Consider the following 21,664-nt stretch of genomic DNA (forward strand, 5'->3'; position numbering starts at 1 on the left):
ACTCTTGGGGATTCTTGTTGGAGCAACGTTTGCGTGCGCGGCGTATGGGCAGGATGCTACTTTGCCGCCGACAAATGAGCACGCGGTGCTTACAGTTCAGGGGCGTGGAGTGCAGATTTATAGCTGCAACCTGGTCTCTGGGACGGTTCAGTGGGTGTTCGTCGCACCGGCGGCGCGTTTGTTCGATAAAGACGGCGTCGAAGTTGGGACGCACGGTGACGGGCCAGTCTGGCACTTGCAGGATGGGAGTTCCGTCTACGGGCAGGTGGTTACGAAGTCTTCTTCGCCAGTCACAGGCGCTGTACCCTGGCTGCTCCTGAAGGGGGTAAAGTTCGATGGGACCGGGGTGCTGAGTAAGGTGGAGTTTGTGCGGCGAACGGAGACCAAGGGCGGCGCGGCTCCCGGTGGCGCGTGTGACGTTGGAGCGCTAACGCGGGTGCCTTATGAGGCGACCTACACGTTCTACTCCTCGAAAAATTAGTGGGTTAGGGAAAGGAGCAGAATGGCTGCTCCTTTCCGGTGACTAATTTTTCGGCGTGGGAGCTGGCGAGGCTGACGCCGTCTCCGGCTTGGCATCCGCGGCGGGTTGCGCTGCCTTCAGTTTGGCCAGCGAAGCGTCTACCCGGGTCTTGAAATCGTTAGCATCGTTGTTGACGAAGCCACTGAAGGCGGTCTGTACCTGCATCTCGCAGCCGGTGCCAGCAGGGTTGAGAAGAACCGTGTTGGTACGTTTCGCCGTGAGGTTCCCTCCGATATTGTAGGAAGCCGTCATCTCTTCGTTGCTGATGCCGATGATTCCGTACTTGCCGGAGAATTTGAGGGTGTCCTTAACCGCTGGCCAGAGTGTGGCGCAGGAGACGGTGTAGGCATCTTTATGAGTCTTAGCGACCGCTGGAACCGCGGCGGAGAGGAACAAAACTGGGATCAAGGCGCGCTTCATGGCTTCTCCTCTACGTGACTTCTGGAGTTCCAGATACGAATCAGCCGTCAGATTACACCAGATCGAAGCACTTTGGATTGGACCCGGCTGTGCTCGCAGGCGAGGTTGATTCGTTCGCAAACTGGATCATGACGAAACCGGAGCGGGCATACCGGGGATGGGAAGCTTGCTGCCTGACTCATCGACCTCGAAGCTGTCGACGTAGAAGTGAGAGAGGTAGGCGTCACCGAAGGACGTGGTGATGGCGACGTCGGCAGCATCGCGGCCAGTGGCCATCAGGACGCGACCGTAGCGGGAGTCGTTATGGCGCGCATCCATGGTCATCCACCTGCCGTCGAGGAAGACCTCGTACCAGGCGCTGAAATCTCCCGCGCCGCTGTAGGGGTGATTGATGTCGCCGAGATAGCCGGTGACGTAGCGGGCAGGGATGTTCTGGCACCGAGTTAGCGTGATGGCGAGATGCTGGAAGTCGCGGCAGACGCCGATGCGCTCTGTGTAGACATCCATTGCGGTCTTGGTGGGCCGTGCGGTCTGGTAGTTGAAGGCGACCTTGTTGTGGACCCAGTCGCGGATGGCAGCGGCCTTAGACCAGCCGGGGGAGGCCCAACTGAACAAGTCATGCGCAATCGCCACGAAACGGTCGACCTCGCAGTACCGGCTGGGCAGCAGGAACTGCAGGACCTCATCGGGCAGATCTTCGACGGGGGCCTGCTGCGCATCGGCGGCAATCTGGTCGGGGAAGCCATCATCCAGCGTGACGGCTGAGGCCTTCAGGCGGAGGGTGCCTGCTGGGGCGACGAACCGGGTGCACCGGTTGCCGAAGCTGTCGTGGTACTCCGTCGAGGGGACCAGCACGGGTTCGCCGGCAGTTTGGCCGGAGCCTGCTTCCTGGATCTGCTCGACGTAGAGGTGGTTTCCGCTTTGCAGGTCCGCTTCGAGCGAGGGATGCAGGTGCAGCAGGGCCACCATGGCAGTGGGATAAGACAGCCGAAACTGTATATCGAACTCAGATTGAATAAGCATCGGTCGTCCATTCATTTCGTGCATAGATGTAGCCAGGCCGCGTTTTTACGAGACATGACGTAGGTGTTTGGATGCAAATCGCGCGGCAGAAGGCAAACATCAACGCAGGAGGGATTACTTTCGAGTAGAAAGTCGCAAGGAGGGACGTTTTAAGGCATCAAAAAGCGGATGCGACCCATGTGGGCGCATCCGCTCTGTTGAGTGCCGCGCAGTTACTTTGCTGCGAGTTCGGCGGTGATACCGGCCTGCTCCGCGAGCGCGGCGGCCTTGTCGGTCTTCTCCCAGGTGAAGCCCTCGCCTTCGCGGCCGAAGTGGCCGTAGGCAGCGGTCGCCTTGAAGATGGGACGGCGGAGGTCGAGTGTCTCCATGATGCCCTTGGGCGTCAGCGAGAAGTTCTTGCGGACGAGGGTCTCGAGGAGATCATCGGCGACCTTGCCGGTGCCGAAGGTGTCGACCAGAACGCTGACCGGCTCGGCGACGCCGATGGCGTAAGCGAGCTGAACTTCGACGCGGCTGGCGAGGCCGGCTGCAACGAGGTTCTTGGCGACGTAACGGGCCATGTAGGCGGCCGAACGGTCGACCTTGGTCGCGTCCTTGCCGGAGAAGGCTCCGCCGCCGTGACGGCCCATCCCGCCGTAGGTGTCGACGATGATTTTGCGGCCGGTGAGGCCGGAGTCGCCCATGGGACCGCCGATGACGAAGCGGCCAGTTGGGTTGATGTGGTACTTGGTGTCGGCATCGAGCAGGTGCGCGGGAATAACAGCCTGGATGACGTTCTTCAGGACTTCAGCACGAAGCTGGTCGTTGCCGACTTCTTCGGCGTGCTGGGTCGAGATGACGACTGCGTCGACGCGGACAGGTTTGTGGTTGGAGTCGTACTCGACCGTGACCTGGCTCTTGCCGTCGGGACGAAGGTAGGCCATCAGGCCGGACTTGCGGACTTCCGAGAGCTTCTGGGCGAGTTTGTGTGCGAGCGAGATCGGCGTCGGCATCAGTTCGGGGGTCTCGTCCGAGGCGTAGCCGAACATCATGCCCTGGTCGCCAGCGCCGCCGGTGTCGACGCCCATGGCGATGTCCGGAGACTGCTTGTTGATGGTCGAGATGACGGCGCAGGTGTTGGAGTCGAAGCCATGGGTGGCGTCGTTGTATCCGATGGCGGAGACGGTTTCGCGGACGAGGGTCTGGAAGTCGACGTAGGCCTTGGTGGTGATCTCACCGGCGATGACGACGAGGCCGGTGCAGGTGAGGGTCTCGCACGCGACGCGGCTGTAGGGGTCCTGCGCGAGGCAAGCGTCAAGGATGGAGTCGGAGATCTGATCGGCGATCTTGTCGGGATGTCCCTCGGTCACTGATTCGCTGGTAAATAGAAAACGGTCACGCTTAGCCAAAACTGCTCCTTCGAAACGATCGGTCACTGATTAGAGAACGCAAAATTACTTAATACGCGGACGTTCTGACCCGACGGAGGAGAGGATGACGGATGCAGTCCAAGGGGATTGCGAGCGTCGCCGATCAGTTCCATCGAGGTGCGGAGGATCCAATCGTATTATTTTACATTTGCAGCGGCGCGAGGGCTACCAGGAGGGGCGAGGCAGATACCGGTTGCGAGATGCCGGCATGCTGATCGGGGTGCATTCTTGGCAGCAGAACGAACTTCCAGACGCAGGCGGCGAGCAGCGCGACAAGAACGGCCATGCCCAGGACGCCGAGCCATTTTCTGCTGTATCCAGAAGACTTTCCGGCGAGGCGGTTGTTTCGAACGTTCTCCGCAAAACCGGCCCAGTCGGGTTCCTGGCTGTCTGCAAGTCCGCTGGCGCGGTAGCTGGATTCGAAGCGTTCGAGCCAAAGTGGCTCGTCGAGCTGTAGGGCACGGAGGTAACTGCGGACAAAGCCTTTGCGGAAGATTCCGCCGGGAAGCTCGCGGAAGTTACCAGCCTCGACATCGAGCAGCTGTCTGACGGAAAGCTTCGTTGAAGCGCACATGGCCTCGAGCGAGACGCGACGCTGCTCCCGCTCCAGACGCAACTCGTGCCCGAATTGAACCATGCTCTCCGCTGTCAGCCACCTGGCGAGGACCTGTCAACGTCATTACTATAATATAGGTTTGCGTCTGGTTCTATAGCCCTGATGTGTCAGCGTTTCGTCCCAGAACGGAAGCCGGCTGATTACCAAAGGCATACAGGAGCTCACGGCCATTGCCTTGCCGCACCGCTGCCCTGAATTGTTATTGTTTTGCCACGCTGTAGGCTTTCGCCCGTGGTCGACAACCGCCGTTTCACGACTATGCTGGAGCCCTGAGCCGACCGAGTGCGCATCCCGTTTCCAATTCGAATCCCGCTTTCCTATAGCTGTGCGTTTGCGGTGTTGCTGTCTTTGATCCAGGTGATCGAGGGTACGCCGCTCACCTTCAGCCTGATGAGTCTGGCATTCATCCTGATCGCTACCGTCGCGTTCAACGTCGCTGGGGGATTCGCGCGTCCTTCCGGCTCCTATATCTTCTTTTACGCGATGTTTGCGGTCATCGTCGGGTTGACGTACAAGGCGATCCTTGGCGAACCGGCGGACTCGAATCTTCTGGCTCCCCAGACCACGATGATGGTGTATGTAGCCGGAATCTTCGGGATGTTATGCGTTGCTTACCTGAAGAACCTGGTCCTGCCCGCCAAGGGACTTCTCGACGACCTGACGAAGCGTATCGATCTGGATGGGGCGAGCATCGGCTGTGTGGTTGTGGGCTTTGTCATTTACTTTGCTGGCGTTCTGACGGTCAGGGGAGGCGAGACGGCCGAGGAGATCTACGCAAACAACTCAGGAACCGTGCTGAGCGCGCTGAATCAGGTGAACCACTTCATTCCCCTGGGACTGATCCTTGGCGTGACGTACACGATCAAACGGAGCAATGGCCGGCGATTCCTGAACGTGACTGTCACCGTGGCAGCGATCCTCTCCATGATCTTCTCCGGGATCATCGCGACCTCGAAGCAGGGCCTGTTCGAGCCGCTGATCTGCATCATGGCTGCGGCCGCGGCGCTGCGCTACCGGTTTTCGACGGGGCAGGTCGCGACGTTCATGCTGGGAATGGCCTTCACGTTTTATTACCTCGTTCCCTATATTCAGGCAGGAAAGGGCGTGGTGGCCGCGCCGACGTTCTCGCAGACGGCCGAGAACGCTTATACGCTGCTGACCGATCTCGAAGGCGCGCGGCAAAGGACGGCTGAAGCAGGGCGTGAGGCGATTGAGGTCGACGATTACTCGATTCATTACTTCAATACATCGCAGGGAATCTTCGACCGTCTCCAGATGATCTCGATTGACGATGCTCTGATTGACGTCACCGAGCAAGGACACGTCTTCGGTCTGATGCCGCTGCTCTACGACGTCTATAACCTGGTGCCGCACTTTATCTGGCCGGACAAGCCGCTGATCGCGCTGGGCAATATCTACTCGCACGAGATCGGGTTGGCACACTACTCGACGGCCGGCGAAGACGACAACACTACCGGCGTCTCGTTCAGCCCTACAGCCGACGCGTTCCATATGGCGCGCTGGACGGGCGTGCTGCTGGTCGCTCCGGCGCTCTGGTTCTGCTGCTTCTTTGTGATGGATTTCATCTGCGGAGATACTCGAAAATCTCCATGGGGGCTGCTGATGTTCGCCATGTGCGCGCACATCGCTCCAGAGGGCATGATGAACGGGCCGTTTTACCTGACGACCTTTGGCCCGATGGTGGTCATCTTTGTCACGCTGCTCTCGGTCTATGTGTTGCCAGTGATTGGAAATGTCTTGACGAGGCGTTCGCAGGTAGCTCTGCGCGAGGGCGACGTTGAGTTTCCGTAGAGGTTTCCCGCAAGGCATGGGGGATTTCGAAGTGATGGTCCGCAGATGCAACCTGGCGGGAGCGAGGTTGCCTTGGTGACTTCAGATAAGCCGGTCGTGGCCGAAGAGGTCGCCTCCCGTGATCGACGGCCCTATTACCCGCAACTGGACGGTGTGCGGGCGATCGCCGCCGTGATGGTGATGGCGTTTCATTTCTCCCAGACATTTGTTCCGATGCGATTGCTGATGCTGGGACAGACCGGGGTTGACCTCTTCTTTGTGCTCTCAGGGTTCCTCATCTCCACGATCCTGCTTAAAGCGCAGCATGCGCGATGGGAAGAGGTTCGGAACTTCTATGTTCGGCGATCTCTCCGCATCTTTCCGCTCTACTTTGGGTATCTTGTGGGCGCCAGTCTGCTTGGGGCCGGTGTTTCGTGGTGGTTCTGGGTCTACCTGCAGAACTTTCCCATGGCGTTGAACTATCCCTTGCGGGGGCCGAACCACTTCTGGTCGCTGGCGGTAGAGGAGCAGTTTTACCTGGTCTGGCCATTTCTGGTTCTCTTCCTTCCTAGACGATGGCTGGCAGGCGCAATGTGGGGAGCGATTGCGTTTTCTACGTTGCTTCGAATCCTAGTGGTTCACACCCAGGTAAGTCCTTTCTACCTGACCTTTACGCGACTTGATGGTCTGGCTGCCGGTGGACTACTGGCGCTGTATCTGCACCGCGGTCAGCTTTCGCGGGCGCGGCGATATTTCTTGCCAGGAGCGGCGGCCTCGGCGCTGTTGCTGGTGGGTGGAGCGTGGGCGTCGCACGGACAGGGGGTTGCCTGGGTGCAGGTGACGAAGTTTACCGCGGCTACGGGGATGTACGCCTGCCTGGTGGGTTGGCTCTTGACACACGATGGATGGATTGTGAACGGGTTGCTGGCGTCACCTCCGATGCGCGCAATCGGGCGGGTCAGCTATGGGTTGTACGTGTATCACCCGGCCATCATCGGAGTGATTGCGCTGCACCTTGCAGGTTTTTCGCTGGCTTCACGTCTGGCCGCCTTCGCGCTGCTGAGTTATGGGGTGGCGGTGGTGAGCTTCTATGGAATTGAAAAGAGATTTACGGACCTGAAGCAGCGTCTGGCACCGGAGATTCCGTTCGAGCGGGCCAGGTAAACAGGCGGTCGGCTGATCTCAAAGCCTAGAAGCGTGGCTCGGGCAGTTACACTAGGAGAGCATGAACAAACTGGTATTCGGCAATCTGGTACATCGTCCGCTGCGCTCGGTCATCAGCGTCTTCGCAGTCGCCATTGAAGTGGTGATGATCCTGTCGATCACGGCGATCCTGATGGGCAAGCTGAACGGCTTCAAGGACCGCACGAACGGGATCGGGATGGATATGTTCGTGCGGCCCCCGACGACGAATAACTTTGTTGGGTTGAGTTCGGCGAGCGCCTCGATCAAGATTGGCAACATCATCGCGCAGGTGCCACACGTCAAGGTGGTTGCGCCCGTAAACATCCAGATCACCGGAGCGCTCGATAACATCTACGGCATCGACTTCGCGACCTTCAACGCGCTGGCTCCGTACACGTTTCTGTCCGGCGGACCGTTCCAGGAAAAGTACGACATCATCGTGGATGAGTACGCGGCGGCGGGGAAGAAGGTAGGCGATTCGCTTACTGTGCTGAATCATCCGTTCCGCATCTGCGGCATCGTGGAGCATGGCAAGGGTGGCCGCAAGTTCATCCCGATCGATACCATGGGCCAGTTGACCGGGACCGAAGGTAAAGTCACGGCGTTCTACCTGAAGACCGACGACGCGCCGAAGTACGAGGATGATGTGAAGGCGGGCATCCAGGCGATCGATGGCTTGCAGGGTTATAGCGTTCTCAAGACGGCTGAGTATCTGGACATGATGACGCCGGCTCGGTTGCCAGGGTTCAACATCGGACTTGAGGTGGTGATCGGCATCGCGGCGGTGATCGGGTTCATGGTGATCTTCCAGTCGATGTATACGGCAGTGATGGAGCGGACGCGCGAGATCGGGATCCTGAAGTCGATGGGAGCGTCGAAGAGCTACATCATCGGGATCGTGATGCGTGAGACCGGGTTGCTTGCGGTCGCAGGCATCGTGGTCGGCGTGGTGGGGAGCTTCGCGTTGAGCGCGATTCTGCAGAACCGGTTCCCGACGCTCGACTTCGTGATCAATCTTCCCTACGTATGGAAGGCGGTCGTGATCGCGTTCGCTGGAGCTCTGCTGGGGGCTTTCTATCCGGCGCTGAAAGCGGCAAGCAAAGATCCGATCGACGCTCTGGCTTACGAATAGGCTAACGTTCCAGGCACAGAGGATTGTCTTCGCATGGTGAGAACATATCGGATCGTGATTCCCTTGCTGGCTGTGTGGCTGCTGGGATGGGTCTTTCTCTCATGGCCCGCGATCCAGGACGATGCGCTGATCCATCTCCGCTACGCGGACAATCTCGTCCGTTGCCACTTCATTACGTATGACGGCGTGCATCGGGACTATGGGGCATCAAGCCTTCTGTACGTGGCTTTGCTGGCGTCGCTGCGGGAGTTTTCGGCTTCGGCGAATCTGGCTCGGGGAGTCTCGAGCGCGGTTCATGTGCTGCTCTTTACAGGATTGGCGTGGGGATTCTGGTCGCGTGGCAAGAACTGGGGCTCGATAGCGCGCCTGGCTGCTCTGACCTTGCTGGTGATGATCGTTCTGCCGGGCGCGGTGCGCTGGCTGGATGATGGCATGGAGACGGGGATCGTGGCCGGATTCGCGACGGTGCTGGCTTGGCTGCTGCATGGCGAGAGCTCGCGGGCAGATGGTGACGGGGCGAAGCACAGCGCGATTCGATTCATCGCGATGGTGGCGCTGGGGTTTTTCACCGTGGTGCTGCGGACAGAGTTGTCGCTTCTTTGTGCCGTCGGGTTTTTGCTCCTGCTGGTTTCAATGAATGCGGGGCGGAACGGCAAAGGCAACCTGGCCGCAGGAGCGGGTTCGGCCCATCTCTTGCTGGGGGCGTTTGCTGCGATCGGATTGATCTATGCGACCATGCACACGCTGCTGCCGGACACTGCGTTGGCAAAGTCGCACGGGATTGCCCACTGGTTCAACCCGATCCACGATACGGCCGTGACGCTGGGTGGCGCGATGTCCTTTGGCGCGGGGATGCTGATCTTCTGGTTGATCACTCTAACGCTGGTGTTGATGCGGCGAGGCATCTCATTGAAGCTCCTGCTGGCGAACTGCTTCTTTCCGGTGGTGCTGGCGCTGGCGGCTTTGAGAGGGCAGGAGATTCAGGGCGTGCGGTACTTTGCGTGGACGTTCTTCTTCGCGATCGTCTGGAACATCCTTGAGCTTGGGAGCAGTGAAGCTGGCGATCCTCGAGGGCGGTGGCTGGTGTATGGGTTTCTGGTCTTGCTGGCGATCGAGTTACCGTTCGAGGCGATTGCGATGCATCGCGTCCTGACCCATCGCGGCGAGATGATGCGAGAGTTCGAGGCGGAGCGGTTGAGCCTGCTTCGGAATGAGCGGGGGATTGCTTCAGATATTGGTTACATCGGCTACTTTACGGGGGCGAAGATATGCGATCTCGCTGGGTTGGTGAATGGTCGAGAGGCTGCCCGGTTGAGCAGCCTGGAGCGGGCTCATGCGTGCGTGGAGACCAGCCCGGACTTTATCTTCGCAAACGTAAGCCAACTGGCCCCGCTAGCGCGGATGATGGACCTCTCACAATGGAAGGTCTGCGGGCGATATGAGTTCACGAACGTGACGACTCCTGACACGCACTATCTGGTGGTGCGGCCCAAGGTCGCTCCGGCGGCGTGCTCGGCGACGGCGGGATCGCCCGAGTCGCTCGAAAGCATCCTCCCAGCCGCCCCTGTCGCGCGCTAGATATCTTCCGTGGCTGTCTGCATTGCGGCCTGCACGGTCGCTGGAATGAGGGCGACGGCGAAGGGAAGAAAGATTCTGACCTCGTCGATCTTGCCTACGACACACCAGAGCAGAAGGAAGATCGTCGAGCCTCCGAGCAACGCCGCCGATGGGCCGGGCAGAGCTTCGCGGCGGCGAATGAAGAAGTTCATCGTCCAGGCCCAGGGCAGCATGAAGATCAGGAACGGAAAGATCCTGAGATGATCGGTGACGTTCAGGACTAGCTGGAAGACCGGAGTCGATCCGTAGCTGGCGTGGGGATAGGCGACGTGCATCAGGTAAAACTGGATGCCGCCGCTGAGCAGAACGCCTGCCAAGGCAGTCGCGGCCATCGTCCAGCGGGATAGCGAGAATCCCTTTAACCCGCTGAGGCAGACGAGCAGAAGGCCTAGATTGACTGCGACTGCGAGGTCCGCTCTAACCAGGCCCTGAGCGGAGGAGAAGAGCAATATGCCGGCGAAGGTCGCCCATGCGGGCCTTGGCCAAGAGGCATCCGGAAGCGGCGTTAGCAGCCAGAGAGCGGCCACGACGAGGGCGGCGGAGGGAAGTGTCTCTGGGCGTTGATACCAGATGAGCCAGGCGAGATAGAACTGAGTCATCGCAAGAAACGCCGCCGAACCGGCCCAACGAAGGGAGTTGCTCGCGGTACGGTAGAGGGCCGAGTTGCGCAGGAGTGAGTAAAGGAGAAAGACCGCCAACAGGCCTGAGAGGCCGTCTAGCAGCGTCATGGCGTGACGAAGGCCCACATGGCCGTGCGTGGCGATGAAGTTTGCCAGCCAAATCGCGCCCACTCGATATTGGTTGGGAGCGGCGGCGGTTCCGGCGAGCACGTCACGGAAGGCTTGCGGCTCGCTGTAGAACTGCCGGCTGTAGCTCCAGTAGTCGAGGAACGTTGCGGCGAAGACGATGCATGCCAGGAGGGTCTTCGTAATCTTTTCCGGAGACCGCGGATTCCGCAGGTTCGTAGGGGATTGTGTAGGAGCGGACATTAGGAGCGGGCAGGGGCCTTTCGCAAGAGGCTGCGTTGATGAAGCGCGGCGGTCGGTTTAGTTCCGTTACTATACAGGAAACCCAGACAGCTTCTTTTGACCTTGATCGGCGACAAAAATCGTCCGGAGACGCGAATTTGAACGTTGCCCCTACTGCATTACCCAACCCGAACTCCCACTCTTCAGCGGAAGACCGAAGAGAGGCGCAGTCCGGCGCGCGGCGCAGGAGAGATGCGCTTCCGGCGAGGCTGGCGCGATGGTGTCTCCTTGCAGTTGCGGCAGTCTTCTTCGCGTTTCACTTCGTTCATCTGAGCGCGGACTTCCCGAACCATTCGCCCTGGATGGACTGGTCGAAGTACACGGATGAAGGCTGGTATGGCGATGGAGCGATCCGGCAGATTCAGCTTGGGCACTGGTATCTTCGCGGGGATTTCAATCCGGCTGCGGCGCTGCCGGTGTGGCCGCTGCTGGAGTGGTGCTTGTTCTCGTTCACGGGCGTGAGTCTGATTGCGGCAAGGGCGCTTTCGGTCAGCGTGTTCGGAGCGACGTTGCTGGTTGCGTACCTATTGATGCGGCGGTGTTCGATCACTGGCCGGACCGGTGCGGACGGTTATTTTGCAGTGGCTCCTTCAGCGGGTGTTGCACTGCTTGCGGCGAGTCCTTTCTGCTACGCGTTTACACGGTTGGCTATTCTTGAGCCGTCGCTGGTCTTGCTGGGCATGCTGGCGTTACTGGCGGCGACGGCGGAGCGGCGATGGTTGGCGACGATGTCTCTGGGAGTTCTGCTCCCTGCGATGATCCTGACGAAGACGACCGCAGTGTTTCTTGTGCCATCGATCGCCTGGATGCTCTGGGCGGCTTCGGGGCATCGGATTATCAGGTTTTTTCGGATCGGGATTCCGGCGGCGATTGTGGCGGCTGCGATATGGGCCGGCTACTTCTACCTTGTCGTCAAGCCGCGATTTCTTGAGGACTATCGCTATCTCTTCAGCGCGAACGCGTACACGGGCATCACGCGAGAGAACGCCTGGGAGGTTGTGGCGACGACTGTTCGAGATGGGATCTGGATGGGGAAGTTGACCTATCCGGCGGCGTTGCTCGCTATGTTCGTGGCGGTGATCTATTGCCGAAGGCTATTTCGGAATCCGCTGATTCCCTCCTTGATGTTCTGGGCGTTCGGCTATGCTGGCTTCCTGGCGTATCACAACAATCTGCAGCCGAGATACTACCTGGTGATTGCGGTTCCGCTGACGATGTTGCCGGTAATTGTGGCGGAAGAGATCTATTTCGCGGCACCTGGATGGTTGACGCCTGCCCTGCCGATTGCGCGAGGCACGTTTGTTGCGATCACCGGAACGGCACTCGCGGCGATTCTTTCCGTGAACACGCTGCAGACGGCGAAGTTTATTGGTCAGCCGGAGTACACCTTTCTGGACGCAGCGAAGCGGCTGAAGGGCGTGGTTGAGGGCGACAAAGCTGCCCGGAATCACCTTGTGCTGTCGATCAGTGGGTCGGATCTATCGTTGATGACCGGGTTGCCGTCGATCTGCGATGACTTTGGAACGATGGCTCTCGAAGACCGCGTGGCCGCGTACAAGCCAGGGTGGTATGCGACCTGGAACCAGGTCGACGATGACAAGATGGACGCGCTGGCGCCGATGTATCACCTGCAGCGGGTTGCGGCGTTTCCGGCGTTCGATGATCCGGAGAGGAACCTGCTGATTCTGTACCGGCTCGATCCGCCGGTCGATGAGGTTCCGCGGCGGAAGCAGCACAAACTGGTCCCTAAGCGGCTCCAGACGGAGCTTGGGCAGCAGCCAAGCACGATCCAGTTGGCTCACTGAGGTTGTCGACGCGGCAGTTTGAACTACCGTGTCGCGTAAGCTGACTGAAGGAATGATGAACGGCTCACAAGCACTTACTGCCCGCATCGCACTTGGCATCGTGGCTGCCCTGGCGAGCGTGCTACTGACACTCTGGCCCAGGCTGAGGACCCTCTCGCAGGAGAGCTTCGACCGGATGGTCTTTGGGCTATTCGCATTGAGCAGGCTTGGACTCTTTGCGCTCATATTTCTTGTGTTTCGGATAGCGCCGCGCGGTGACGTTCCCGGGTACTACTTTGGGCAGGCACGGCAGGTGCTGGCGGGACTGCTGCCCTATCGCGACTTCGTCAGCAGCTATGCGCCGCTGCATCCGTATCTCGATGCGGGATTGATCTCGGCATGGCATTCGCCGCTTGCGATTGTGTTGTTCTCCGCTCTGGTTGAGTTAGCCATCCTTCCCCTGTGGCTGAGCGCTGGCAGAGTTTTTCTGCCGGAGGGGGAGCTTCGTGTAGCGGCGCTGCTCTACCTGGCCAGCCCGATCAGCCTGCAGTTCGTCATGATCGACGGGCAGGACAATGTGGTGATCGCGGTTCTGCTCGCGCTGTCGGCGCTGCTGGTGCTGCGGTCGCACGTCTTCGCGGCGGGGGCATCGTTTGGAGCGTCCGTGGCGGCGATCAAGTTCCTGCCGCTACTGTATGCTCCGGCGTTCTTCTTCTCCGTGCCGCGCCGGTGGAAGATGGCGGCGGGGGCGGTGGTGGTCTGCGGGGTGGTGTATGGCGGATTTCTGCTGGCGGGGGCGCCGATCCTGACCCCGCTGGCGGCGGAGGGCGATCTCTGGTCGGCGGGCGATCTGCCTTATGTGATTGAGGCGATCTTCGGGATCAGCGTTCCGCCGAGGCTGAGCGATGCGTTTGTGCTCCTGGTGCTGCTGGGGATCTTTGGGCTGACAGCCAGGGCGGCGCTTCGCGCCGATACTGCGACCCGTATGCGAACCCTGACCTACGGGATGGCGGCGCTGACGCTGGCGTTTCTGGTGTTTTCGAAGAAGTCGTGGCCGCCGTACCTGATGCTGGCGCTGTTTCCGGTTTGCCTGCTGGTCGTTGGCGGGGGAGTGGTTCGTGAGCGGTGGAAGGTGGCGGCTTTCGCAGTGTTTAGTGTCGTTTCGGTGACGGAGCACAGCTATTGGGCGAGTTCGCTGGCGCAGTTCAACTCGGCGAAGTTTCATCAGGCGCTGCTGGCGGGGGAGTCGGAGGCGGTTCTAATGCTGTTGCTGGAGTTGCTGCTGATTGCGGGGTATCTGTGGCTGCTTTGGGAGGCGGTGGGGCGGATTCGGAAGGGGTAGCACCTGAAGAGGCAGAATGCTCGAAAAGTTAGTTGTGGGCTTAGAGTAGGTGTCGCGTTGTGAACATTTTGCATTTCAAAGCTCGGAGCCATTCAAGCGTATGGTATCCTCTTGAAAGAATATTTTCGCTTAATGTTCGCCATTGAGCACGGGGAGGTGCATGATGTCGGCCACAATCCAAAAGCCAAACTATGGGCTTGCGCAATCTAGAGCGCTGGAACTTCTTTTCAATGCAGGGATCGGTGTGCCTCCTGTGAATCCGATTTCGATTGCGGAAGAAATTCTTAAGATTCCCGTTCGATTTGTCACTTTCAAAGCAAGTGAAAGCGAGCGAATTTCGGGATTCTATGACGGCGAAGATGACGTGATCGTTGTAAATCGAGATGAATTTCCGCTTCGGCAAACGTTCACAATAGCTCATGAATTAGGGCATAAAGTGCTCCATGAAGAGTGGGCGCGATCTTCCGAGTATCAAGTTCTTCTGCGAAATCCTCTCGAGCAAAATCGGGACTTCAGGGAGAAGGAAGCAGACGCGTTTGCTGCCAATCTTCTTATGCCCCGGTTCATGATGGACGAATATTACTCAGACCTATCACACTCTGAACTATCCCGGCTCTTTGCAGTGTCTGTCCCTGCGATCAAGGCACGTCTCTCATTCCTGTATGGCATCTGAACGGGACAAAGCCAAAAGCGCTATTACGAACACGGATTCCACTGATCCGGAACTGAATGCTGCTCTTGCTGACGCCGCCGGTCTGCAACATCGTCTGGCCGTCGAGGCTAATCGTCACAAAGAGGCCATGCGGACTGTTGAACTAGGCGTGATAGGGCGCTTGGTTGGTGGCGAAGCGAATTCACCTATCGCAGTGGCAACAATCGTAGTGGTCGCAGGAATAGCTGCGGTAGTCATCTCTGTGTGGATGGCCTCTCGAAGCCAAAAGCCAGAATCTGCTGAATATTGGTCGAAGATGGTCGAACGCTTCCTAGCGCTGATAATAAGCGGAATGTCATTCATATTCGGCCGCAGCGGTCGTCGTTAGGTTGCAATTTCAATTGCGGCCTCACCGAATGTCGATCCTCGTTGACTCTCCGGGCACTCTCGGCTATCTTTAAGACTCGCGCAGTCCCGCGTCTGCACGTCTGTGTCTTTCTGTCCTGCGGGGCAGGCTCTCCAGGCAGGTACTTCCAAGGGACAGCGGTGGCAGCAGCATTCGATGGATCCAGTAGGAGTCGCCGGCAGTTTGGCCGCCCCTGAAGCACCCATCCCACAGGCAATGCGCGTTCCAGCAGCCGGTTCAGCCCTTTCAGGCGTCCCGTCCTTTGCGTGATTCGAGCGATTTTGCTCATTCGCGCTGATCGGATGTGGTTTGGAATGTTTGAGTTCGGGGCGGATCCCAGGTTTCGCGGAGGGTAGCTTTTTGCCCCTCGCACGGTACTAAAAATCAGCACCACCTTTCTTCATGCACCACGCCGAACACTGAAGACGGCAGAATCAGGGAGTAAACAACGATGTCCACTACGATTCCGAGCGGAAAAGATATCAAGCGCAAGTGGTACGTACTCGACGCCAGCGGCAAGACGCTGGGCCGTCTCGCGACCCAGGCTGCTTCGATGCTCGCCGGCAAGCTCAACCCGCTCTACACCCCGTATATCGATATGGGCGACCATGTCGTCATCGTCAACGCCGAGAAGATCGTTCTGACCGGCTTAAAGGGTGAACAGAAGCTGTATCGCCGCTACACCGGGTTCCCCGGCGGTCTGCGTGAGGAGAGCTTCATCAAGCTGCTCGCCCGCCGTCCTGAGGCGATCGTTGAGCAGGCTGTGAAGGGCATGTTGCCGAAGAGCAAGATGGGCCGTCAGATGGCGACCAAGCTGAAGGTGTACAAGGGCGGACAGCATCCGCACCTGGCGCAGCAGCCGGTGCCGTATGAGTTCCACGCTTCGAACGCGCCGAAGGCAGCCGCTAACGCCTAAAGAGACATCGTTGTGCGATTGGGCTGATCGTTCGCCAATCGCTTGAGAGAGTTTGAGTTACGAGATTCGGGGCAACGCCCTGAAGCAGGTTTAAGGAGCAGTATGGCAGATCTGATCCAGTACTACGGAACCGGCCGTCGCAAGTCGTCGATTGCGCGCGTGTTCCTCCGTCCCGGCAGCGGCAAGTTCACGGTCAACAAGAAGGAAGTAGACGTCTACTTCGTGACCGCGCAGCAGCGCGCCGCCGCCAAGCGTTCGCTCGGCATCGCCGGCATCGAAGAGACCTTCGACGTCTTCACCACCGTAAAGGGTGGCGGCGTGATGGGCCAGGCCGATGCGGTAAAGCTCGGCATCGCCCGTGCACTGATGGAGTTCAACCCTGAGCTGCGTAAGGCGCTCAAGTCGGAAGGCCTTGTCACCCGCGATTCGCGTGGCAAGGAGCGCAAGAAGTACGGGCAGAAGGGTGCTCGCGCACGCTTCCAGTTCTCCAAGCGCTAAGTGCTTCGTTGTACGTTGTAAGTTTTACGTCGTGCGTTTTGCGTTCAACGGACCACTTACAACGTACAGCTGCTTCACTCGCATCACCCCCGGACCGCACTTTCATTCGGGGTAAGGAATTCAATCTCCCGAAGCTTGATTGCAAGGGATCAATCCAGGCACCGGTGGTTGCACCCGGCTGTCTTCACCAAGGAGCTCAATTTGGCAAACATCACAATGAAAGAACTGCTCGAAGCTGGCGTTCACTTCGGGCATCAGACCAAGCGCTGGAACCCCAAGATGAAGGAGTACATCTTCGGCGAGCGCAACGGAATTTACATCATCGACCTGCAGAAGACCTTGAAGATGTTCAAGGAAGCTTCGAAGTTCGTTACCGATCTGACCTCGACCGGCAAGCTGATCCTGTTCGTCGGCACCAAGCGCCAGGCCCAGGATGCGATCGCCGAAGAGGCGAACCGCGCCGGCATGCCGTACATCAACAGCCGCTGGCTGGGTGGTCTTCTGACCAACTGGGTTACGGTACAGAAGTCGGTGAAGCGTCTCCAGGAGCTCGACGACATGTCGACCGATGGCCGCTACGAATTGCTGACCAAGAAGGAAGTCATCAAGCTCGAGCGCGAGCGCAAGCACCTCTCGACGAACCTTTCGGGTATCAAGAGCATGAAGCGGCTGCCGGATGCGCTCTTCATCGTCGACTCGAACAACGAAGCGATCGCCGTTGCGGAAGCGCGCAAGCTCGGCATCCCGGTCGTTGCGGTCGTCGACACGAACTGCGACCCGACGGTTGTGGACTACGTGATCCCCGGTAACGACGACGCGCTGCGTGCGATTCGCCTGTTCACCACGAAGATCGCGGACTCCGCTGCTGAAGGCGTCCAGATGGTCTCCGAGCGTGCCTTTGCGACCGAGACTTCGGACATTCAGCCGATCGAGGTTGCTCCTGAGTACGTCGGCGAAGAGGGTGAGTTTGCTGATCCCGCTCTCGCTGAGGTTGCCGAGTCGGCTGGCGTTGCTGAAGCGTCGGTTGAGGACGAAGAGGTCGTTGACCTTGACGCCGTTCTCGGCGGAGGAATCCGCAAGGCTCCCGTTGCTGTCGAGAGCGAGCCAGAGCCGGAAGCCGTTCACGCAGAAGCCACCGCATAATCTGCCTCCACGAATGGAGCCGGTTACGCGCACAGCGTTAGCCGTGCCGTAATCAGACTCGATTAGTTTAGGTGGCGCGGGCAAATTGCCCGCGCCACTCCTACAAGTGCCGTCCCTAAGGGCTGGCCGAAGCAAATGCACTATCAAGGATGATCATGTCTACCGAGACCGCAGTAAAAGTTGATGCCAAGCTGGTGAAGGAACTCCGCGAGAAGTCCGGCGCGCCGATGGGCGACTGTCTGAAGGCCCTGCAGGAAGCCAAGGGCGATATGGAAGGCGCGTTCGTCGTGCTGCGCAAGCGCGGCATGGCTTCGGCTGCCAAGAAGGCATCGCGCTCCACGAACGAGGGCGCTGTGGGGACCTACATCCACGCTGGCGGTAAGATCGGCGTGCTGCTCGAGCTGAACTGCGAGTCGGACTTCGTGGCCCGCACCGAGGACTTCCAGGAGCTGCTGAAGGACATCGCCATGCACATCGCCGCCGTTGATCCGCGCTACGTGGGCAAAGACGAGGTGACCGAAGGCGACATCGAGCGCGAGAAGGAGATCTATCGCGCCCAGGCTGCCGCCAGCGGCAAGCCAGCGGCGATCGTCGAGAAGATGCTCGAGGGCAAGCTCGGCAAGTTCTACGAGGAGTTCTGCCTGTTGGAGCAGCCGTTCATCAAGGACCAGTCGCAGTCCATCGCGCAGATCATCGCGTCGAAGGTTGCCAAACTTGGCGAGAACATCAGCGTTCGCCGCTTCGCACGGTTCAAGATAGGCGAACCGAACTCGACCCTAGCCACGGCTAAAGTATCATCGGAGGAAGCACCCCAGGCGTAAGCCTAGCTTACTAACCCGTTTGACCAACAAGCCCAGGCGACAGCCTGGGCTTTTCATTTGCGTTCGAAGCGATTCGCGCGACGGCCGCACCCAGCCTGACTGGAAGATCGCGAGTCAACGCTCGTTGATTCCCGTCGAGAAAGGAATACAGCAATGCAGTTCATCGATGAGATCCCTGTTTGGGGAAAGCATGAAGACAACACGCTGGAGCAGGCGAAGGTCTGCGCGCGGCACGCGGAGTACTTCGCTCTGATGGCCGATGGCCATCTTGGTTACGGCGTACCGATCGGCGGAGTGATCGCCTCCGAGGGCCGCATCAGCCCCACCGCTGTCGGGTTCGATATCGCCTGCGGCAACAAGGCGGTGCGTCTCGACATTCCGGGTGCGGAAGTCCGTCAGAACATCCACAAGATCATGGATGATATCTGGCAGACGCTCTCGTTTGGCGTTGGGCGGAAGAACCGTGAGCGCAACGATGACTCACCGTTCGTCACTGACACGCACGAAGGCTGGAATACGGAAGCGGCGAAGCCTCTGCGGCACAAGGCGAACGCGCAGTTGGGGACGATCGGCAGCGGCAACCACTACGTCGACATCTTCGTCGACGAGCAGGATCGCGTCTGGGTCGGAGTACACTTCGGCAGCCGTGGTCTTGGTCATGGCATTGCGACGTGGTTCCTGAAGGCGGCTGGAGCGTCGGACGGAATGATGGTCGATCCTGTCTTTCTCGACGTTGAGAGCGATCTGGGTACGCAGTACATCCACGCCATGCAACTCGGCGGAGAGTATGCGTATGCCGGTCGTGACTGGGTCTGCGCGCGTGTTGCGAAGCTGCTGGGAGCGTCGATCGAGGAGGAAGTGCACAACCACCACAACTTCGCGTGGCTGGAAGAGCACAACGGCAAGAAGCTCTGGGTCTGCCGTAAGGGAGCGACGCCTGCATTTCCGGGGCAGCGTGGCTTTGTCGGCGGGACGATGGGCGAGATGTCCGTGATTCTCGAAGGCGTCGATAGCCCGGAGTCAGTGACCGCGCTCTACAGCACGGTGCACGGAGCTGGCCGTGTGATGGGACGTAAGCAGGCGACTGGTACTACCGATCGCAAGACCGGTGAGGTCAAGCGCGAGGGGCTCATCAAGCCGGAGATGATGCAGGAGTGGCTGACCCGTTCGAACGTCGTGCTTCGCGGCGGCGGAGTGGACGAGTCGCCTCACTGCTACAAGCGTCTGGATGAGGTGCTGGCGGCGCATGGAGAAACGATCCGTGTGCTGCACACGCTGACTCCGCTGGGCGTTGCGATGGCCGGAGCGAACGAGTTCGATCCTTACAAGGATTGAGTCTCTAAAGCAGCTTCAAGAGAAAGGCCCAGACTATGGTCTGGGCTTTTCATTTGAGGCGCAGCTATAGATACCAGGGGATGTTGATTACCATGATGCGCTGGTTGCCGCGCAACAGAAGCAGGAGCTTCAGCAGCTGTGCTCGCTGGTTGTGTAGAGGTGCCTGCCACCAGTGTTTTACGACCAGCTCAGGGACGAGGACGGCGATCTGACGGTCGGGATGTTCTTGCTCGATTTGGAAGATATGGTCAACCAGAGGCATCAGGACGAAGCGATAGGGCGAGGGGACGAAGACCAGCTTTGGCACCTCTCTGCCCGCCTGCGACAGGGGCGTGGCCACGTTGAGATTCCACATTGCGTCTACCTCGTTGCGGCACTCTTCGGCGTCTACATGGACGGCTTCGACGTGATCGCTTAGCTTCATGGCAAAGCGAAGGCCCTTCTCGGTGATGCGGGACCAGCGGTCGAGCGGAACGATGACCAGCGGCGATGCGAGGTTGTCGACACGCATGGGGCAGTCGGTGGTAGTGGCGGTCTCGACGCCTTTGTAGTGGCGTTTGATGCCCATCATCAGGAACATCAGTACGGGAATGAGGATGGCTACGATCCATGCGCCTGCCGCGAACTTCGCCACCAGAACGACGAGCAGCGTGATGCCGGTGGCCACGGCGCCGATGCCGTTGATGACCATCCGGTAGTGGCGGCCCGGGCCGGTCTGATTCTTCCAGTGGATGACCATCCCGGCCTGCGAGAGCGTAAAGGCCAGGAACGCTCCTATGGCGAAGAGCGGGATGAGGCGGTCCGTGATTCCACCGAAGGCGATCAGCAGAGCTGCGGTGAATCCCACCAGAGCGACGATGCCGTGGGAGTAGAGCAGGCGTCGACCACGGATCTTGAAGACGTGCGGCAGGTAGTCGTGCATCGCAATGGCACGGGTAAGACGAGGGAAGTCCGCGTAGGAGGTATTGGCCGAGAGTGCGAGCACGAGCAGGATGGAGGCGCTGCCGACGTAGTAGAACCAGCCGCGTCCGATGACCGCTGCAAGAAGCTGAGAGAGCACGCTCTGGTAGCCGGCGCTGGTGGGGTCGGTCGCGCCGATGCTGTAGGCACGGCATAGCAGGGCGATGCCTCCGAGCAGGACCATCAGCAGAACGATGATGATGGTCAGCGTCTTCTTCGCGTTGCGTTGCGTGGGTTCGCGAAAGGCTGCGACGCCGTTCGAAACGGCTTCGACTCCGGTCATGGCCGCGCATCCGCTGGAGAAGACCTTGGCCAGCAGCCAGAGCGAGAGCATCGACGTAGCGATGGGCAGGCGTGGCGGCGCGATGACGGGGATGGGATGTCCGTGGGATGCGATGACGCGGTAGGCTCCGAGTCCAAGGACGAACAGCAGTGTCCCGATGAACATGTAGGTCGGGATGAGGAACGCGATGCCCGTGTCCTTGGTGCCGCGCATGTTGATGAGGGTGAGGATGGCGAGGATGCCGAGGCAGAAGGCGAGGCTATGGGGAAGCAGGGAAGGGAAGGCGGAGACGAGAGCCTCGACGCCCGCGGAGATGCCTACGGCGGCGTTGAGGATGTAGTCGATCATGAGCGCAGCCGCGGCAAGGAGGCCGGCCGTCTCGCCCAGGTTTTCGCTGGCTACGGTGTAGCTGCCGCCGCCGTTGGGATAAGCCTCGATGGTCTGGCGGTAGGAAAAGAAGACGATGGCCAGCAGGCCGATAATGGAGAAGCTGATGGGGACGATGTGCGCGACGCCGGCCATGCCGAGCGGGATGAGCAGGGTGAGCGCTGCTTCGGGACCGTATGCGGCGGAGCTGAGCGCGTCCAGGCCGAAGACCGGGATGCCGGAGATGGGGCCAATATGCTCCGCTCGTTCTTCAGAGGTTGCGAGGGGTTTGCCGGCTACGAGGTGGAAGAAGGACATTTGTGCTCCGACCGTCCTTTAGAAGGACAGATGACAACCCCGGTAGACTACTGCGATCGCCATAAGCAAGTCGTAAAGGCAGGCAGCCATCTGCAGGCG

The 21,664-nt window shown here is 59.5% G+C and carries 19 protein-coding genes; 13 read left to right on the top strand and 6 right to left on the bottom strand.

What is annotated here, in order from left to right; translation table 11 throughout:
• Nucleotides 1-61: 61 nt before the first annotated feature.
• Nucleotides 62-481, top strand: coding sequence for a DUF3455 domain-containing protein (locus OHL18_RS08415; protein WP_263374364.1), 420 nt, complete (start codon nucleotides 62-64; stop codon nucleotides 479-481).
• 42 nt (nucleotides 482-523) lie between these two features.
• Here the strand turns inward: OHL18_RS08415 and OHL18_RS08420 are convergent, their stop codons facing one another.
• The 4 genes from OHL18_RS08420 to OHL18_RS08435 form a co-directional block, all read right to left on the bottom strand.
• Entirely contained in the window at nucleotides 524-940 is a 417-nt protein-coding gene (locus tag OHL18_RS08420; RefSeq protein WP_263374365.1) for a hypothetical protein, read from the bottom strand.
• A 126-nt stretch (nucleotides 941-1,066) separates the two neighbouring features.
• Nucleotides 1,067-1,963, bottom strand: coding sequence for a transglutaminase-like domain-containing protein (locus OHL18_RS08425; protein ID WP_263374366.1), 897 nt, complete (start codon nucleotides 1,961-1,963; stop codon nucleotides 1,067-1,069).
• A gap of 212 nt (nucleotides 1,964-2,175) precedes the next feature.
• A complete protein-coding gene (metK, locus tag OHL18_RS08430; protein ID WP_263374367.1) occupies nucleotides 2,176-3,351 on the bottom strand; it encodes a methionine adenosyltransferase in 1,176 nt (391 codons plus the stop codon).
• A gap of 163 nt (nucleotides 3,352-3,514) precedes the next feature.
• A complete protein-coding gene (locus OHL18_RS08435) occupies nucleotides 3,515-4,009 on the bottom strand; it encodes a helix-turn-helix domain-containing protein (RefSeq protein ID WP_263374368.1) in 495 nt (164 codons plus the stop codon).
• 261 nt (nucleotides 4,010-4,270) lie between these two features.
• Here OHL18_RS08435 and OHL18_RS08440 point away from each other — a divergent pair, with 261 nt between their 5' ends.
• The 4 genes from OHL18_RS08440 (at nucleotide 4,271) to OHL18_RS08455 (ending at nucleotide 9,674) form a co-directional block, all read left to right on the top strand.
• Entirely contained in the window at nucleotides 4,271-5,800 is a 1,530-nt protein-coding gene (locus OHL18_RS08440) for a hypothetical protein (protein WP_263374369.1), read from the top strand.
• 75 nt (nucleotides 5,801-5,875) lie between these two features.
• A complete protein-coding gene (locus tag OHL18_RS08445; RefSeq protein WP_263374615.1) occupies nucleotides 5,876-6,943 on the top strand; it encodes an acyltransferase family protein in 1,068 nt (355 codons plus the stop codon).
• 61 nt (nucleotides 6,944-7,004) lie between these two features.
• The gene (locus OHL18_RS08450) at nucleotides 7,005-8,096 is read left to right on the top strand and encodes an ABC transporter permease (protein WP_263374370.1); all 1,092 of its coding nucleotides are present in this window, start codon (nucleotides 7,005-7,007) and stop codon (nucleotides 8,094-8,096) included.
• A 33-nt stretch (nucleotides 8,097-8,129) separates the two neighbouring features.
• On the top strand, nucleotides 8,130-9,674 hold the full coding sequence (locus tag OHL18_RS08455) for a hypothetical protein (RefSeq protein ID WP_263374371.1): 1,545 nt from the start codon (nucleotides 8,130-8,132) through the stop codon (nucleotides 9,672-9,674).
• Here the strand turns inward: OHL18_RS08455 and OHL18_RS08460 are convergent.
• Complete coding sequence (locus OHL18_RS08460) at nucleotides 9,671-10,702, bottom strand: hypothetical protein (protein WP_263374372.1); 1,032 nt, start codon at nucleotides 10,700-10,702, stop codon at nucleotides 9,671-9,673. The genes OHL18_RS08455 and OHL18_RS08460 overlap by 4 nt on opposite strands.
• Before the next feature lie 137 nt (nucleotides 10,703-10,839).
• On the opposite strand from OHL18_RS08460, the gene OHL18_RS08465 reads away from it, so the two are divergent.
• The 8 genes from OHL18_RS08465 (at nucleotide 10,840) to OHL18_RS08500 (ending at nucleotide 19,638) form a co-directional block, all read left to right on the top strand.
• Nucleotides 10,840-12,546, top strand: a complete 1,707-nt coding sequence (locus tag OHL18_RS08465) for a hypothetical protein (protein ID WP_263374373.1) — start codon at nucleotides 10,840-10,842, stop codon at nucleotides 12,544-12,546.
• Nucleotides 12,547-12,574: 28 nt separating this feature from the next.
• A complete protein-coding gene (locus OHL18_RS08470) occupies nucleotides 12,575-13,867 on the top strand; it encodes a hypothetical protein (protein WP_263374374.1) in 1,293 nt (430 codons plus the stop codon).
• Between the two features lie 160 nt (nucleotides 13,868-14,027).
• Complete coding sequence (locus tag OHL18_RS08475; protein WP_263374375.1) at nucleotides 14,028-14,540, top strand: ImmA/IrrE family metallo-endopeptidase; 513 nt, start codon at nucleotides 14,028-14,030, stop codon at nucleotides 14,538-14,540.
• 836 nt (nucleotides 14,541-15,376) lie between these two features.
• The gene (gene rplM / locus OHL18_RS08480) at nucleotides 15,377-15,841 is read left to right on the top strand and encodes a 50S ribosomal protein L13 (RefSeq protein WP_263374376.1); all 465 of its coding nucleotides are present in this window, start codon (nucleotides 15,377-15,379) and stop codon (nucleotides 15,839-15,841) included.
• 102 nt (nucleotides 15,842-15,943) lie between these two features.
• Nucleotides 15,944-16,339: a 30S ribosomal protein S9 gene (gene rpsI, locus OHL18_RS08485; RefSeq protein WP_184214416.1), complete on the top strand. Its 396-nt coding sequence runs from the start codon at nucleotides 15,944-15,946 to the stop codon at nucleotides 16,337-16,339.
• A gap of 201 nt (nucleotides 16,340-16,540) precedes the next feature.
• On the top strand, nucleotides 16,541-17,482 hold the full coding sequence (rpsB, locus tag OHL18_RS08490) for a 30S ribosomal protein S2 (protein WP_263374377.1): 942 nt from the start codon (nucleotides 16,541-16,543) through the stop codon (nucleotides 17,480-17,482).
• 155 nt (nucleotides 17,483-17,637) lie between these two features.
• Entirely contained in the window at nucleotides 17,638-18,303 is a 666-nt protein-coding gene (locus tag OHL18_RS08495) for a translation elongation factor Ts (RefSeq protein WP_263374378.1), read from the top strand.
• Between the two features lie 153 nt (nucleotides 18,304-18,456).
• Nucleotides 18,457-19,638 (top strand): RtcB family protein, encoded by a 1,182-nt coding sequence (locus tag OHL18_RS08500; protein WP_263374379.1) that lies wholly within the window; start codon nucleotides 18,457-18,459, stop codon nucleotides 19,636-19,638.
• A 64-nt stretch (nucleotides 19,639-19,702) separates the two neighbouring features.
• On the opposite strand, the gene OHL18_RS08505 is transcribed toward OHL18_RS08500, so the two are convergent.
• The gene (locus OHL18_RS08505) at nucleotides 19,703-21,565 is read right to left on the bottom strand and encodes an APC family permease (RefSeq protein ID WP_263374380.1); all 1,863 of its coding nucleotides are present in this window, start codon (nucleotides 21,563-21,565) and stop codon (nucleotides 19,703-19,705) included.
• Nucleotides 21,566-21,664 lie beyond the last annotated feature (99 nt).

Origin of the sequence: Granulicella aggregans, assembly GCF_025685565.1 — a bacterium.
Classification (GTDB): Bacteria; Acidobacteriota; Terriglobia; order Terriglobales; family Acidobacteriaceae; genus Edaphobacter; species Edaphobacter aggregans_B.